The organism is Sandarakinorhabdus cyanobacteriorum (assembly GCF_002251755.1).
Classification (GTDB): domain Bacteria; phylum Pseudomonadota; class Alphaproteobacteria; order Sphingomonadales; family Sphingomonadaceae; genus Sandarakinorhabdus; species Sandarakinorhabdus cyanobacteriorum.
The window spans coordinates 1-14784 of the sequence record NZ_NOXT01000124.1 but is presented as its reverse complement, the minus strand read 5'-3'; the positions used below and the strand labels follow the sequence as shown (position 1 = coordinate 14784).

General features: G+C 68.0%; 12 protein-coding genes. 8 read left to right on the top strand and 4 right to left on the bottom strand.

The window, feature by feature from the left end; genetic code table 11:
* Window positions 1-57 precede the first annotated feature (57 nt).
* The 6 genes from CHU93_RS14965 (at window position 58) to CHU93_RS14940 (ending at window position 8119) form a co-directional block, all read left to right on the top strand.
* Complete coding sequence (locus CHU93_RS14965) at window positions 58-1122, top strand: efflux RND transporter periplasmic adaptor subunit (protein WP_165768766.1); 1065 nt, start codon at window positions 58-60, stop codon at window positions 1120-1122.
* On the top strand, window positions 1119-4175 hold the full coding sequence (locus CHU93_RS14960) for an efflux RND transporter permease subunit (RefSeq protein ID WP_094474963.1): 3057 nt from the start codon (window positions 1119-1121) through the stop codon (window positions 4173-4175). The genes CHU93_RS14965 and CHU93_RS14960 overlap by 4 nt, the downstream gene beginning before the upstream one ends.
* 86 nt (window positions 4176-4261) lie before the next feature.
* Window positions 4262-5470 (top strand): O-succinylhomoserine sulfhydrylase, encoded by a 1209-nt coding sequence (metZ, locus tag CHU93_RS14955; protein WP_094475065.1) that lies wholly within the window; start codon window positions 4262-4264, stop codon window positions 5468-5470.
* Entirely contained in the window at window positions 5467-5883 is a 417-nt protein-coding gene (gene apaG, locus CHU93_RS14950; RefSeq protein ID WP_207759295.1) for a Co2+/Mg2+ efflux protein ApaG, read from the top strand. Before metZ ends, apaG begins: the two co-directional genes overlap by 4 nt.
* Window positions 5884-5914: 31 nt before the next feature.
* Window positions 5915-6730, top strand: coding sequence for a LysR family transcriptional regulator (locus tag CHU93_RS14945; RefSeq protein ID WP_094475063.1), 816 nt, complete (start codon window positions 5915-5917; stop codon window positions 6728-6730).
* Between the two features lie 36 nt (window positions 6731-6766).
* Window positions 6767-8119 carry a M20/M25/M40 family metallo-hydrolase gene (locus CHU93_RS14940; protein ID WP_341476591.1) on the top strand — a complete coding sequence of 451 codons (1353 nt, stop codon included), beginning with the start codon at window positions 6767-6769 and terminating at the stop codon, window positions 8117-8119.
* A 462-nt stretch (window positions 8120-8581) separates the two neighbouring features.
* Here CHU93_RS14940 and CHU93_RS14935 read toward each other — a convergent pair whose 3' ends face one another.
* Entirely contained in the window at window positions 8582-9052 is a 471-nt protein-coding gene (locus CHU93_RS14935) for a hypothetical protein (RefSeq protein ID WP_094474962.1), read from the bottom strand.
* A gap of 46 nt (window positions 9053-9098) precedes the next feature.
* Between CHU93_RS14935 and CHU93_RS14930 the strand changes: the two genes are divergently transcribed.
* A complete protein-coding gene (locus tag CHU93_RS14930) occupies window positions 9099-10964 on the top strand; it encodes an ABC-F family ATP-binding cassette domain-containing protein (RefSeq protein WP_094474961.1) in 1866 nt (621 codons plus the stop codon).
* On the opposite strand, the gene CHU93_RS14925 is transcribed toward CHU93_RS14930, so the two are convergent.
* Complete coding sequence (locus CHU93_RS14925; RefSeq protein WP_165768765.1) at window positions 10940-11506, bottom strand: SGNH/GDSL hydrolase family protein; 567 nt, start codon at window positions 11504-11506, stop codon at window positions 10940-10942. The genes CHU93_RS14930 and CHU93_RS14925 overlap by 25 nt on opposite strands.
* 26 nt (window positions 11507-11532) lie before the next feature.
* On the bottom strand, window positions 11533-11997 hold the full coding sequence (locus CHU93_RS14920; protein WP_094474959.1) for an acyltransferase: 465 nt from the start codon (window positions 11995-11997) through the stop codon (window positions 11533-11535).
* A gap of 47 nt (window positions 11998-12044) precedes the next feature.
* Between CHU93_RS14920 and CHU93_RS14915 the strand changes: the two genes are divergently transcribed.
* A complete protein-coding gene (locus CHU93_RS14915; protein WP_133064425.1) occupies window positions 12045-12446 on the top strand; it encodes an acyltransferase in 402 nt (133 codons plus the stop codon).
* On the opposite strand, the gene parE is transcribed toward CHU93_RS14915, so the two are convergent.
* Window positions 12443-14434 (bottom strand): DNA topoisomerase IV subunit B, encoded by a 1992-nt coding sequence (gene parE, locus CHU93_RS14910; protein ID WP_094474957.1) that lies wholly within the window; start codon window positions 14432-14434, stop codon window positions 12443-12445. The genes CHU93_RS14915 and parE overlap by 4 nt on opposite strands.
* Between the last annotated feature and the right edge of the window lie 350 nt (window positions 14435-14784).

Here is a 14784-nt window from a genome sequence, read left to right as displayed (position 1 = left end):
AAAGCTGGCAGCCGGTGGTGGCTGCCCGGGAACCGACCAGAACAGCGGGCGCAGCGCATGGCGAAGACAGCGGTTTTTTCGATCCTGATGATGGCGTGTGGCCCGGCGTTGCTGCTGGCTGGCTGTGGCAGCAAGGATGCGCCAAAACCGGTGACGGAACCGGCGGCGCCGGTGCGGCTGGTGGCAGCGGCCCCGGCCGATGCCAGCGCCCGGCTGGAGGTTTCGGGCACCGTGCGCCTGAAGCGCGAGACGCCGTTGAGTTTCAACACGCCCGGCCGCATCGCCGCGATTCTGGTGCGCGAGGGCGACCGGGTGCGTGCCGGCCAGGTGCTGGCGCGGCTGGACACCACGGCGCTGGGCGCCAATGTCGCCTCTGCCCGGGCCGAGGTGGTGCGGGCCGAGGCTGACCTTCGCCGCGCCGAGGATTTGTTTGCCAAGGGCTGGGTGACGGCGGCGCGGGTGGAGCAGGCGCGCGCCACCATGGCGGCGGCGGCGGCGCGGGCGCGGGCGAGCGGGTTTGATGTGCAGTTGGCGACGCTGGCGGCGCCATCGGCCGGGGTGATTCTGGCGCGGCCGGGCGAGCCGGGGCAGATTGCCCAGCCGGGCGTGCCGGTGCTGACGCTGGGTGAGCTGGGCCAGGGCTTTGTGCTGCGGCTGCCGCTGGCGGACCGGGATGCGGCGCGGGTGAAGGTGGGGCAGAGCGCCGAGGTGTATATTCCGGCGCTGGGCAATCAGGCGCTGGCCGGGGTGGTGAGCGAGGTGGGTGCGCGCGGTGATGATGGCACCGGCACCTTCCGCATCGAGGTGAAATTGCCGGCCGATGCGCGGCTGGCGTCGGGCCAGATTGGCCGGGCGCGGCTGCTGCTGGGCGCGGCGTTGCCGGGGGCGCCGATCCGCGTGCCGGCCACTGCGGTGTTTGGCGCGCGCGCCGACGAGGGGTTCGTCTATGTCTTTGAGCCGGCGGGCAAGCGTGTGCGCAGCCGGCTGGTGAGCCTGGGCACGGTGGGCAGCGATGGGGTGGTGATCACCGCCGGCCTGGCACCGGGCGAGCAGGTGGTGGTGACCGGCGTTGACCGGCTGCGCGATGGCCAGGTGGTGGCGGTTGCGGGTGCCGCCAAATGAGCGGCATCATCCGGTTTGCCATCCAGCGCTGGCAGATCACGCTGGTGGTGTTCCTGGCGCTGATGGCGCTGGGGGTTTCGGCCTTTTTCAGCATTCCGCGTTCGGTTGATCCGCATTTCCCGTCGCCGTTCATCAACATCGTCGCCACCGTGCCGGGCGCCGAGCCGGCCGACATGGAATCGACCATCGCCAAGCCGATCGAGGATGTGGTGCAGGGGCTGGACGGCATTGTGCGCGTGCAGTCGCGATCGACCGACAGCAGCGCGGTGATCACCGCCGAGTTCAGCTGGGACGGCGATCCTGAGAAAAATTATGACGAGGTGGTGCGCGAGGTGAACGCCATACGGCAGACGCTGCCTTCGGCGCTGACCCGGCTGGAGTTCCAGAAGACCCGCACCACGGAAGCGGCCGTGCTGCAATTTGCCCTGGTGTCGGACACGGCGAGTTATCGCCGGCTGGAGAAGATTGCCAAGGATTTGCGCGAGCGGCTGATCCGGGTGCCGGGGGTGCGCGCCACGCGGGTGTGGGGGCTGCCGACGCCGGAAATGCGCGTGGCGCTGGACACCGGGCGCATGGCGCAGCTGGGCATCCCGGCGACCGCGGTGACCGATGCGCTGAAGGGTGGCGGCCAGGATCTGCCGCCGGGCGCGGTGCAGGCCGGCGAAGCGCGGCTGAACGTGCAGGCTGGCGGCGCCTACAAATCGGTGGCGGAGCTGGCCGACGAGCCGGTGCGGGCCCAGGATGGCCGCATCGTGCGGGTGAAGGATATCGCCACCGTGGGCTGGGCCTATGAGGAGCAGCCGCATTTTGCCCGTTACAATGGCAAGCGTGCGGTGTGGGTGACGCTGACCCAGAAGGATGGGCTCAACGTGCTCGACATCCGCGATGCGGCGGTGAAGGCGGCCGATGCCTATCGCCCGCTGTTGCCGCCCGATGTGCAGATGGCCGTGGCCTTTGACCAGAGCGACGACATTGCCCGCAAGCTGAGCCAGCTCGGCCGGGATTTCGGCATTGCGTTGGGCCTGGTGCTGATCACGCTGCTGCCGCTGGGCTTTCGCGCCAGCCTGGTGGTGATGATTTCGGTGCCGCTGTCGCTGGCGATGGGCGTGGCGGTGCTGGCGTGGAGCGGCTTCACATTGAACCAGCTGGCGATTTCCGGCTTCATCATCGCGCTGGGCCTGTTGGTGGACGACAGCATCGTGGTGACCGACAATATCGCCCGCCACCTGCGCATGGGCAAACCGCGGGAGACGGCGGCGATCGATGGCACCACCCAGATTGCGGTGGCGGTGATCGGCTGCACCTTCGTGTTGCTGTTTGCCTTTCTGCCGTTGACGCAGTTGCCGGAAGGGGCGGGCAAGTTCACGCGCAGCCTGCCGGTGGCTGTGCTGGGCACGGTGGCGGCGTCGCTGCTGGTGTCCTTGACCATCGTGCCGTTCCTGGCCAGCCGCATCCTGCCGCGCAGCGAGAGCGAGCATGGCAACCGGTTTTTGCAGGCGGTGAATGTGGGCATCCACCGGTTTTATCAGCCGGTGCTGCACTGGGGGTTGACGCATCCGCGGCGGGCGATGATCGCGGCCACCGCGCTGATCATTTCCGGCTTTGGCCTGGTGCCGTTGATTGGGTCCAGCCTGTTTCCGCCGGCCGAAACCCCCTATTTCCTGGTGCAGGTGACGGCGAGCGAGGGCACCGCCATTCCCGGCACCGACCGCGCGGTGCAGGCGGTGGAGGCCGCGCTGAAGGGTGAGGCCGATGTTGCCGGCGTGATGAGCAATGTGGGCCGCGGCAATCCGCAGATTTTCTATAACCAGCGCAATTTTGATCAGCGCAGCAACATCGGCGAGGTGCTGGTGGTGCTGAAACGCTGGGACGAGGGCAGCCCGGCGCTGGTGGACCGGCTGCGCACGCGGCTGGCGGCGGACCCCAACGCCCAATATGTGGTGAAGATCTTCCAGAACGGGCCGCCGATCGATGCGCCGATCCAGATCCGCATCGTCGGGCCGGAATTGCCGGTGTTGAAGCGGCTGGCGGGCGAGGTGGAGCAGGTGATGCGCGCCGTGCCGGGCACGCGGGATGTGCGCAACGCCGTGGCGGTGGACCAGCCGCGGCTGAACCTGGGATTGGACAATGACAAGGCCTCCCTGTTGGGGGTGGCGCCGGGGGCACCGCGCCGGGCGCTGCGGCTGGCGCTGGCGGGCGAGAATGCCGGCCGTTTCCGCGATGTGGAGGGCGACAGTTACAACGTGGTGGTGCGGCTGCCGCTGGCGGAGCGCCATGATGTGCGGGTGCTGGATGATATCTATGTGCCGGGCAGCCGGGGAACGGTGCCGCTGCGCGAGATTGCGGCGCCCTATCTGGATTCGGCGCCGCCGCGCATCAACCGCGACCGGCAGAGCCGCATCGTTTATGTCGATGCCCAGATCGCCGATGGTTATCTGACCGCCAAGGTGAACCAGGCGGTGGTGGACGCCATTCAAAAGGTGAAGCTGCCCGAAGGCTATCGCTTTGACATTGGCGGCGAGGCGGAGACGGCGGCGCGCAGCTTTGGTGGGCTGGGGCCGATCATCGCGCTGGCGGTGTTTGGCATATTGGCGGTGTTGGTGATCGAGTTTGGCCGGTTCCGCGAGACGCTGGTGGTGGCGGGCGTGATCCCGCTGGGCCTGTTTGGCGGGTTGGTGGCGCTGTTCCTCACCGGCAATTCGCTGAGCTATACCGCCGTGATCGGCTTCGTGGCGCTGATCGGGATCGAGATCAAGAACAGCCTGTTGCTGGTGGATTTCACCACCCAGCTACGGGCGGCCGGCCGGCCGCTGCGCGAAGCCATCGAAGAGGCGGGCGAGGTGCGCTTCCTGCCGGTGCTGTTGACCAGTGTGACGGCGATTGGCGGGCTGCTGCCGCTCGCCCTGTCGGGTTCCGGGCTTTATGGCCCCTTGGCGTGGGTGATCATTGGCGGGCTGGTCTCGTCGACGCTGCTCAGCCGGGTGGTGACGCCGGTGATGTATCTGCTGATCGTGCGGGGCAAGCCGGCGGGCGGGGATGTCCAGCCGGATTGACAGAAACTGTCAATTTCATGTGACGCTTTGGCAAGAATGCCTGTCGCTTCATTGCGTTGCAGCGCAGCGTGAATTATCGTTTTTTCATGAAGCGGACGGCCGGACAGAATCCCGAAATCGTGAAGCGGTGGCGCCCCGCCACGCAGATGGTGCGCGGCGGCACCATGCGCACGGAGGTGGGTGAAACCAGCGAAGCCATCTTCATGACCTCCGGCTATTGTTACGACAATGCCGAGGAGGCGGCGGCGCGGTTCCGCGGCGAACGGCCGGGCATGACCTACAGCCGGTTGCAGAATCCGACCGTGGAGATGCTGGAGCAGCGCATCGCGCTGATCGAGGGCGCAGAGGCGGCGCGGGCCACGGCCAGCGGCATGGCGGCAATGACCGGCATGCTGCTTTCGACCCTGTCGGCCGGGGACCATCTGGTGGCCGGGCGGGCGCTGTTTGGTTCGTGCCGGGTGCTGGTGGATACGATCCTGCCGCGCTTTGGCATCGAGACGACCACTGTTGACGCGCGCGACACCGAAGCCTGGGCCAAGGCGCGGCGGCCGAACACCAAGGCGTTTTTCCTGGAAACGCCGACCAATCCCGGCCTTGATCTGTGCGATATCCGGGCCATTGCCGATATCGCCCATGACGCCGGCGCACTGGTGATGGTGGACAATGCCTTTGCCTCCCCCATCGTGCAGAAGCCGCTGGAACTGGGTGCCGACATCGTCGCCTATAGCGCCACCAAGCTGATGGACGGGCAGGGCCGGGTGCTGGCCGGCGCCGTTTGCGGCAGCGCGCAGTGGATGAACGACACATACCTGGCCTTTGCGCGCCACACCGGGCCGAACCTGTCGCCGTTCAATGCCTGGGTGGTGCTGAAGAGCCTGGAGACGCTGGACCTGCGCGTGCGGCGGCAGTGTGACAATGCGCTGAAGGTTGCCCAGTTCCTCGAGGGCCGGGTGCCGCGCCTCGTTTATCCGGGCCTTGCCAGCCATCCCCAGCATGATCTGGCCATGCGGCAGATGAAGGCGGGGGGCACCATCATCGCCATGCATCTGGATGGCGGGCGGCCCCAGGCGCAGGCGCTGCTGGATGGCCTGTCGATCATCGATATTTCTAACAATCTGGGCGATTCGCGTTCGTTGATGACGCATCCGGCCAGCACCACCCATGCCAGCGTTTCGGACGCGGTGCGCGAGGAGATGGGCATCACCGAAGGGATGTTGCGTCTGTCCATCGGGTTGGAAGACCCGGACGACCTGATCGAGGATCTGGATCAGGCCTTGAAGGAAGCCGGCTTATGAGCGTGATCGGGCAGATGTTCCCCTACAGCGCCACCACCGGGGCGCTCACGGTGCGGGTGGCGCCGCATTTCCTGCCCGACCAGTCTGATCCCGATCGCGGCTATTTCGTCTGGGCCTATCATGTGCGGGTGGAAAATCACGGGGAGGCATCGGTGCGGCTGATGGCGCGGCACTGGCTGATCACCGATGGCGATGGCCGGGTGGAAGAAGTGGCCGGCGATGGCGTGGTGGGTGTGCAGCCGCTGATCCCGCCGGGCGGGGCCTATGATTATGTGTCCGGCTGTCCGCTCGCCACGCGCCACGGCCGCATGGAAGGCCGCTACAAGATGATGGCGGAGGACGGCACGCGCTTTTCCATCGATATTCCGGCCTTTGTGCTGGAAGTGCCGGGCGATCGGCCGGCGGTGCATTGATCGCCGGCCCGGCGCCGGCCAGAATGCGGCCATGAAGCGGACCCATCTGCCCCTGAATGCCCTGCGCGTGTTCGAGGCTTCGGCCCGGCATCTGAGCTTCACCCGCGCGGCCGACGAGTTGGCGGTGACGCCGGCGGCGGTGGGCCAGCAGATCCGCGCGCTGGAGGAAACGCTGGGCGTCGTGCTGTTCCGCCGGCTGACCCGCAATCTGGAGCTGACGCCGGAGGCCGAGCAGGCGCTGCCGGCGTTGCAGCAGGGGTTTCTGGCCTTTGAAGAGGCGGTGCGGCTGCTGCAGGCCGGCCAATCGAGCAAGGTGCTCAACCTGGCGGCACCGCGGGCGCTGGTGGCGAAATGGCTGACGGCGAAGCTGGCGGATTATGGCCGGCTGCACCGGGATTTGCGCTTTTCGGTGAACGCGCATGAGGCCGGCGAGGTGGATTTCACCCAGGCCAATCTGGATCTGGCGATCCATTTCGGCGGCGAGCCGCAGGCGGAGGGGATCCATGGCCGCACCCTGGGCGATGAGGCGCTGGTGACCGTGGCCGCCCCCGGTGCCGGGTTGGATGCACCCTGCATCGCCCATCCGCTTGATCCCGAAACGCCGTGCGTCGAAAGCGCGCTGACGCTGGCTGATCCGGGCCTGGCCATTGATGCGGCGGCGGCCGGGCTGGGCAAGACGCGGGTGCCGGCCCTGCTGGCCATGGCCGATGTGGCGGCGGGACGGGTCGTGCTGCTGGAGGATGGGGTGCCGGCTGGCGGGCAATGGTGGCTGACCGCGCCGACCCCGCAATGGCGCCAGGCCAAGGTGCGCGAACTGGTCGCCTTCCTCACCGGAGCGGCGGGCTGATAGCGGGTTTGCAAAGTTCAAACAGGGGCAGATGAGATGATGAAGCGCGTGTGGGTGCCGGTGTTGCTGGCCGGGATGGCGGTGCCGGCGCTGGCGGCTGATCCGGCGCCGGGGCAGTTGGCACAAGCGGTCAGCGAGGCGGAGCTGAAGACCAATATCACCAGCCTGGTGGGCTTTGGCACGCGCCACAGCGCCAGCGACACCAGCAGCCAGACGCGCGGGATCGGCGCGGCGCGGCGCTGGGCAGAGGAGCGGTTCAAGGGCTTCAGCGCGGCCTGCGGCAACTGCCTTGAGATCATCAAGCCATCGGAGGTGGTGACTGGCGACCGGCTGCCGACCCCGACGGAGATTGTGGATGTGCTGGCCATCCAGCCCGGCACCAGCGAGCCGGACCGGTTCATCATCATGTCGGCCCATATCGACAGCCGGAACAGCGACCCCCTGGATTCCAAGGGCGATGCGCCGGGCGCCAATGATGATGGCAGCGGCACCGCCGCCGTGATCGAGGCGGCGCGGGTGCTGAGCCGGCACAAATTCCCGGCCACCATCGTCTATGCTGTGCTGTCGGGCGAGGAACAGGGGCTCAATGGCGGCAAGGTGCTCGCCGATTTCGCCCGCGCCCATGGCTGGACGGTGGAAGCCGTGCTGAACAACGATATCGTGGGCAATTCGACCGGCGCATCGGGCATGAAGGATTCGGGCCATGTCCGGGTGTTTTCCGAAGGCACCAAGGCGGTGGAAACCCCGGCCCAGGCCAATCGCCGCCGCTACAATGGTGGAGAGGTGGACAGCCCTTCGCGCAACCTGGCGCGCTTCATTGACAGCCTGGCCGATCACAACATCAACGGCCTGGATGTGAAGATGGTGTATCGCACCGACCGCTTTGGCCGGGGCGGCGACCAGACGCGGATGCTGGAGGCCGGTTACCCCGCCGTGCGCATCACCGAGGCGGTGGAGCATTATGGCCGGCAGCACCAGAATGTGCGGGTGGAAAACGGCCGGCGTTATGGCGATCTGATCGATGGTGTGGATTTCCAGTATCTGGCCAAGGTGACGAAGCTGAACGTGGCGGCGCTTGCGGCGCTGGCCCGGGCGCCGATGCCGCCGGCGGTGACCATCACCGGCCAGGTGAGCCCCGACACCAAGGTGAGCTGGACGCCGGTGAAGGGCGCGGCCGGGTACAAGATCTGGTGGCGCGACACCACGGCGCCGCAATGGCAATACAGCCGCATGGCGCCCGCCGATGCCACCAGCCTGACGCTGGAAGGCGTGGTGATCGATGACTGGTTCTTTGGCGTATCGGCGGTGGCGGCCGATGGCAGCGAAAGCCCGATTGCCTTTCCGGGGGATGCGGGGAATTTTGTGAGCGTGAGCCCGGTCAAGCCTTGAGGATCAATCCCCGGCATGCGGGGTTGGCATCTTCCCAAGCGAGCAGGGCGGTTGCCCATGGCTGCTCGGCGCTGAACATCCTCCCCCTCTGGGGGAGGTGCCGAGCGCCGCGAGGCGGAGGGGGCGGTGCTGGGCCTTCACGTCAAGCCGGCGTGATTGCTGGCGAAGCCCCCTCCGTCGCCTGCGGCGCCACCTCCCCCAGAGGGGGAGGATCATGGGCCGGCGTGGTTGCTGGTGGAGCCCCCTCCGTCGCCTGCGGCGCCACCTCCCCCAGTGGGGGAGGATCATGGGCCGGCGTGATTGCTGGCGGCGCCCCCTCCGTCGCCTGCGGCGCCACCTCCCCCAGAGGGGGAGAATCATGGGCCGGTGTGACCGCTGGCTTGCCCCCTCCGTCGCCTGCGGCGCCACCTCCCCCAGAGGGGGAGGATCGTCGGTCGTGGTGGCCTTGCTTCGGAGCGGGGATCAGGCGCCGGCGATGAGGGGGCGGCCGATGAGTTGCACGGTTGGGGCGGCGAGCATGCGGGTTTCGCCGGTGAGGGGATGGCGCACCGTGAACCGGCCATTGTCGTGGGCGGTGAGCAGCCACCAGTCGCCGGCCTGATCCTGCAGCACGCCGGGCAGGCCGGCGGCGAGATCGCGCAGCAGCAGCGGCCAGGATGGGCCCTGTGTGCCGGCGTCCCAAACAATCTCGATGATGGTTTCAACCTCGTCGCCATCGGCCCCTTCGGTGGCGCCGGCCAGTGCCAGCAGGGCGGCCTTGCCGGTGCGGCCGGCCATGCGGGCGGCAACCTGATCGGCGGTGAAGCGCACGCCGCGCGCCGTCCAGCCGGCGGCGATGGCGGCGGCCATGCTGTTGGCTGGATGGGCGAAGGCCGGGGTGGGGGCAGGGGCGGCCAGCAGCGGGAGCGCGAGCATCAGGCGACGATCAATCATGGCGGCAGCCTAGCCGGGCGCGCGCCCGCCTGCTAGGGGCGCGGCCATGCTCTCAGTCAACGATCTCATCATCCGCATGGGCGGCCGCGCGATTATCGATGGCGCATCGGCCACGCTGCCGGCGCGCGGCTGCGTGGGGCTGGTGGGCCGCAACGGCGCCGGCAAATCGACGGTGATGAAGGCGATGGCCGGCGTGATCGAGCCGGATGGCGGCCGCATCGACAAGCCGCGCGCTGCCCGGCTGGGCTGGTTGAAGCAGGATGCGCCATCGGGCAGCGCCAGCGCGTTTGATATGGTGATGGCGGCGGACACCGAGCGCGCCGCCCTGTTGGCCGAGGAAGAGGCCGGGGCACCGCCGGAGCGGCTGGCCGATCTGCACGAGCGGTTGATTGCGATCGATGCCTATACCGCGCCGGCGCGGGCGGCGCGCATCCTGAAGGGCCTGGGCTTTGACGAGGCGATGCAGGCCCGGCCGCTCGACAGTTTTTCGGGCGGCTGGCGCATGCGCGTGGCGCTGGCCAGCCTGCTGTTCACCGGGCCCGACATCCTGCTGCTCGACGAACCGTCGAACCATCTTGATCTGGAATCGGCGCTGTGGCTGGAGGATTTCCTGCTGTCCTACCCCGGCCTCATCGTGCTGATCAGCCACGAGCGCGATCTGCTCAATCGGGTGGCCGGCTATATCCTGCATCTGGAGGCCGGCAAGATGCAGCTTTATGTCGGCAATTACGACAGTTTCGAACGGCAGCGCGCCGAACGGCTGGCGCAGTTGGAGGCCGCGCGGGCGGCCCAGGCGGCGCAGCGGGCCAAGCTGCAGGATTATATCGCGCGCAACAGTGCCCGCGCCTCCACCGCCAAGCAGGCGCAGAGCCGGGCCAAGGCCCTGGCGCGCATGCAGCCGGTGGCCGAAGCCGCGACGGACCCGACGCTGACCTTTGATTTCCCCTCGCCACAGCCGCTGCGGCCGCCACTGGTGACGCTGGACCAGGCGGAGGTGGGCTATGACGGCAAGCCGGTTCTGGGTGGCCTTGATCTGCGGCTTGATCCCGATGACCGGCTGGCGCTGGTGGGGCGTAACGGCAATGGCAAGACGACGCTGGCGCGGCTGATGATCGGCCAGTTGCCGGCGATGGCCGGCGCGCGCAACGCGACGGGCAAGCTGAAGGTGGGATATTTCACCCAATATCAGGTGGAGGAGCTCGACCGCGACGCCACCCCGCTGCAGCACATGAGCCGGGCGATGAAGGGCGCGGCCCCGGCGGCGGTGCGGGCGCAATTGGGGCGCTTTGGTTTCAGCGGGCCGACGGCCGAGCAGAAGATCGGCACGATGAGCGGCGGCGAGCGGGCGCGGCTGGCGCTGGCGCTGGTGACGCGCGATGCGCCGCACCTGATCGTGCTCGACGAACCGACCAACCACCTCGACATCGATGCCCGCCAGGCGCTGGTGCAGGCGCTGGCCGGCTATGAGGGCGCGGTGGTGGTGGTGAGCCACGACCGCCACCTGATCGAGGCCACGGCCGACCGGTTGGTGCTGGTGGACAGCGGCCGAGCGACGCCATTTGATGGCAGCATCGATGATTATGAGGCGCTGGTGCTGGGCGGCAGCAGCGGCGGCAATGCCGCGCCGGCCCCGGCCGCCAAGGCGCCGCGCATCGATCCCAAGGAGGCAAGGCGCCAGGCCGCCGCCCGGCGCGAGGCGGCACAGCCGCTGCGCAAGGCGATGCTGGCGGCCGAGACGAAGCTGAACCGGCTGATCGCCGACCGCGAATCGGTTGAAGAGCAGATGACCCAGGCCCCGGCCGACATCACTGCCCTGATGCTGCGGAAGGGGGCGCTGGATGCCGAAATCAGCGCCGCTGAAGAGCAGTGGCTGGCCGCGTCCGAAGCCTATGAGGCGGCGATCGCGGCCTGAACCGGGCAGGGCGGCAGCAGCCGGGCGAGATCGGCGGCGAGCCGGGCATAACCGGCGGCATTGTAGTGGAGATGATCGCGGCGCAGCGCCTTGTCGTTGGGTGACGCAAGGCGGGCGGTGCCGGGTGGCAGCTGCAGGCGCGCTTCGATGGCAGCCATGGCGGCGGACTGGCGCGTGCCGATGAGCCATTGCCGCCACCAGGGCTGCGGCCCCAGCGGCGCCAGCCGTGCGACAATCACCTTGGTGCCGCTGGCCGTGCCCGTTTGGGCCATGGCAGCGATGGCGGTGGCGGCGGCCGGGATGGCATCGCCCGCTGGCCACAGCGCGGCGGCGCGGGCATCATTGCTGCCGGCCATGATCAGCAGGGCCTGGGGGCGGTGGCGGGCGATGAGGCCGGGCAGGCGCGGGGCGATTTCGGTGGCGCGCTGCCCCGGCCAGCCGTGGCGGGCGACGGCCCAGCCGGGCGGCGGCGGTGCCTGCCATTCGTCGGCGAGCGAATCGCCTATGATCAGCAGGCGGCAGGGCGGGGCTGGCGCTGACACGGCTGCAGCCATGAGCAGCGCGCCGATCAGAGCTTGTACATCCGCCGGGTGTTATCGTTGGCGCCGTCCAGCCGGCCGAAGCGGCCGACCTTGATGTCGTGACGCACGATGCGGGCCGGGTTGCCGGCGACGATGCAGCGGGCGGGCACATCATCAAACACCACGGCGCCGGCCGCGACGATCACTTCATCGGCGATGGTGACGCCGGGCAGGATGGTGCTGCCGCCGCCGATGAAGCAGCGTTCGCCGATGCGGATCGGCTTGACGGTGCCGGTGGCGAGATCGCGGGCATCAAGCAGTGTCTTGAACGCCACCAGCGTATCGGCGCCCACGGTGATGCCGCCGGGCTGGCCGCCGATGAAGCGGCTGGACAGCGAGATGCTGGCTGTGGGGTGAATGCGGATGCCGTCGCGCCATTCCAGCCAGCGCCGGCGCAGGCCGGTGAGGAACAGGCGCAGCGGGCGCAACTGGTTGAGCGAGCCAAGAGCCATGGCGGCATGTAACGGCCGATGTGCCGGCTTGTAAATTGCGGCTGGCCATGAAAAAGGCTGAAGCCATCGGGGGCATGATGGCACGGCGCAAGAGTTTCAAGCAGATGATCCAGGCCCAGGTGCGCAAGCATCTGTGGAAGATGGACGTGCATCCCAGCGCCTGGATTGCCGAAACCGCCCTGATCGACCGCACCTGGCCCAAGGGCATTCATATCGCCGCCGATGTGATGATCGGCGAAGAGGTGGTGGTGCTGACCCACGATCTCACGCGCGGCATCTATCTCGACACCTATGTCGGCCCGCGCAGCCAGGTGGGCGCGCGCGCCATCATCCTGCCCGGCATCACCGTAGGGGCGGATTGCGTGATCCAGCCCGGCGCGCTGGTGAACCGCGATGTGCCCGATGGCCATGTGGCGGAGGGCAATCCTGCGGTCAGCCGCCCCCGCTAAGCATCAATCGCATCCGCCTCGATCGAGGTGGCGTGGCTCTGGATGAAGTGGAAGCGGTGTTCGGGGTTGCGGCCCATCAGCCGTTCCACCAGATCGGCGACATCGGCGCGGCCATCCGGGCTTTCGGGCAGCTTCACACGGATCAGGCTGCGGCGCGCCGGGTCCATGGTGGTTTCCTTCAGCTGCGACGGGTTCATTTCACCCAGGCCCTTGAAGCGGCTGACCTCCACCTTGGACTTGCCGGCAAACGTGGTCTTCATCAGCTCGGCCCGGTGGGCATCGTCGCGGGCATAGGCGACCGTGCCGCCGGCAGCGAGGCGATAGAGCGGCGGCTGGGCGAGATAGAGCCGGCCATCGCGCACCAGGCCGGGCATTTCACGGAAGAAGAAGGTCATCAACAAGGTGGCGATATGGGCGCCGTCCACATCGGCATCGGTCATGATGACGATGCGTTCATAGCGCAGATGTTCAGGGTTGTATTTGTCGCGCGTGCCGCAGCCCAGCGCCTGGATGAGATCGGCGATTTCGCTGTTGGCGCCGATCTTGGCGGTGTTGGCGCTGGCGACGTTCAATATCTTGCCGCGGATCGGCAGGATGGCCTGGGTGTTGCGATCACGCGCCTGCTTGGCGCTGCCGCCGGCCGAATCGCCTTCGACGATGAACAGCTCGGTGCCCACCGCGTCATCACGGGCGCAATCGGTGAGCTTGCCGGGCAGGCGCAGCGAGGATTTGCTGGTGGCGGTCTTGCGCTTGACCAGCGCTTCGGCGCGGCGGCGCAGCCGGTCTTCCATCCGTTCCACCACGAAGGCGAGCAGCGCCTTGCCGCGTTCCCCGCTGCCGGTCAGCCAATGGTCGAAATGGTCCTTGATGGCGTTTTCGACCAGCCGGGTGGCTTCGGGGCTGGTCAGCCGGTCCTTGGTCTGGCTCTGGAACTGCGGGTCGCGGATGAACAGCGACAGCATGATCTCGGCGCCGGCGAACACGTCTTCGCCCGACAGTTCGCCGGCCTTCTTGTTGCCGGTGAGGCCGGCAAAGCCCTTGAGCCCGCGGGTGAGCGCCAGGCGCAGACCGGCTTCGTGGGTGCCGCCATCCGGCGTCGGGATGGTGTTGCAATAATAGCTGGCGGCGCCTTCGCCATATTGCGGCCAGGCGCAGGCCCATTCGACGGCGCCCATCGGCTTGCCATCGGGGCCGGCGGCCAGATCGGTGCGGCCGGCGAACAGATCGGGCACCACCAGCGGGCGGTTTTCCAGCCGTTCCTTCAGATGGTCGGCAAGGCCACCGGGGAAGGTGAAGACGGCGGTTTCCGGCACATCGGCCGTGGCCAGTTCGGCGGCGCAGCGCCAGCGGATTTCGACACCGCCGAACAGATAGGCCTTTGACCGGGCGAGCTTGTAGAGGCGGGCCGGGCGGAAATTGGCATCGGGGCCGAAAATCTCGGCATCAGGGTGGAAGCGCACGGTGGTGCCGCGCCGGTTGGCCACGGTGCCCAGGCTTTCGATCGGGCCCAGCGGCAGGCCGCGCGAAAAGCGCTGGCGATAAAGCTCGCGGTTGCGGGCGACCTCCACCACCGTTTCATCGGACAGGGCGTTGACGACGCTGATGCCCACCCCGTGCAGGCCGCCGCTGGTGGCATAGGCCTTGCCGCTGAACTTGCCGCCGGAATGCAGCATGGTGAGGATCACTTCCAGCGCCGACTTGTCGGGGAAGCGCGGGTGCGGATCGATGGGGATGCCGCGGCCATTGTCGGCGATGGTCAGGCTGCCGTCGGCATCCAGCGTCACCTCGATGCGGGTGGCGTGGCCGGCCACCGCCTCGTCCATCGCGTTGTCGAGCACTTCGGCGGCGAGATGGTGGAGGGCGCGTTCGTCGGTGCCGCCGATATACATGCCGGGGCGACGGCGCACGGGCTCCAGGCCTTCGAGCACCTCGATGTGGCTGGCATCATAATCGGTGGAACTTTGCGTGGCGGCAAACAGATCGGACATGGCCTCTGTATAGGCGGCAGCGCGGCAGGGGGCCAGCGGCTTGGCTGTGCGGCATAGCTGCGACGTTTTGCGCAGCGCCTACGCAGTTTCGCGCATTGTTTCGTCACGTTGTGCGATGCAAAAGGGCCCTGCCGATATGGCGATCCTCCCCAAGGATTTACTGGGCTCGGAACTGTGGTTCCGGGCCTTTTTTTTCATGTTTTGAGATGCTTGGCCTTCTGTCGCCGGTTGCGCGCTGGCCCGACGGGCGAATCGTTTGCGCATTATGCAGTGCACAAGTTGGGGCCATTTCGGTGGTGATTCTGGATGGCTGGTGCGGGGCGTGGGTGCTGCGCGCGGGCCAAGTCCGC

Bases quoted from the DNA above. Each gene is read 5' to 3' on its own strand.
- CHU93_RS14965 (WP_165768766.1), top strand. From the start codon at position 58: ATGGCGAAGACAGCGGTTTTTTCGATCCTGATGATGGCGTGTGGCCCG.
- parE (WP_094474957.1), bottom strand. From the start codon at position 14,434: ATGTCCGATCTGTTTGCCGCCACGCAAAGTTCCACCGATTATGATGCC.
- metZ (WP_094475065.1), top strand. From the start codon at position 4,262: ATGAAGCGGACGGCCGGACAGAATCCCGAAATCGTGAAGCGGTGGCGC.
- CHU93_RS14945 (WP_094475063.1), top strand. From the start codon at position 5,915: ATGAAGCGGACCCATCTGCCCCTGAATGCCCTGCGCGTGTTCGAGGCT.
- CHU93_RS14920 (WP_094474959.1), bottom strand. From the start codon at position 11,997: ATGGCTCTTGGCTCGCTCAACCAGTTGCGCCCGCTGCGCCTGTTCCTC.
- CHU93_RS14935 (WP_094474962.1), bottom strand. From the start codon at position 9,052: ATGATTGATCGTCGCCTGATGCTCGCGCTCCCGCTGCTGGCCGCCCCT.
- CHU93_RS14930 (WP_094474961.1), top strand. From the start codon at position 9,099: ATGCTCTCAGTCAACGATCTCATCATCCGCATGGGCGGCCGCGCGATT.
- CHU93_RS14940 (WP_341476591.1), top strand. From the start codon at position 6,767: ATGATGAAGCGCGTGTGGGTGCCGGTGTTGCTGGCCGGGATGGCGGTG.
- CHU93_RS14960 (WP_094474963.1), top strand. From the start codon at position 1,119: ATGAGCGGCATCATCCGGTTTGCCATCCAGCGCTGGCAGATCACGCTG.
- apaG (WP_207759295.1), top strand. From the start codon at position 5,467: ATGAGCGTGATCGGGCAGATGTTCCCCTACAGCGCCACCACCGGGGCG.
- CHU93_RS14915 (WP_133064425.1), top strand. From the start codon at position 12,045: ATGAAAAAGGCTGAAGCCATCGGGGGCATGATGGCACGGCGCAAGAGT.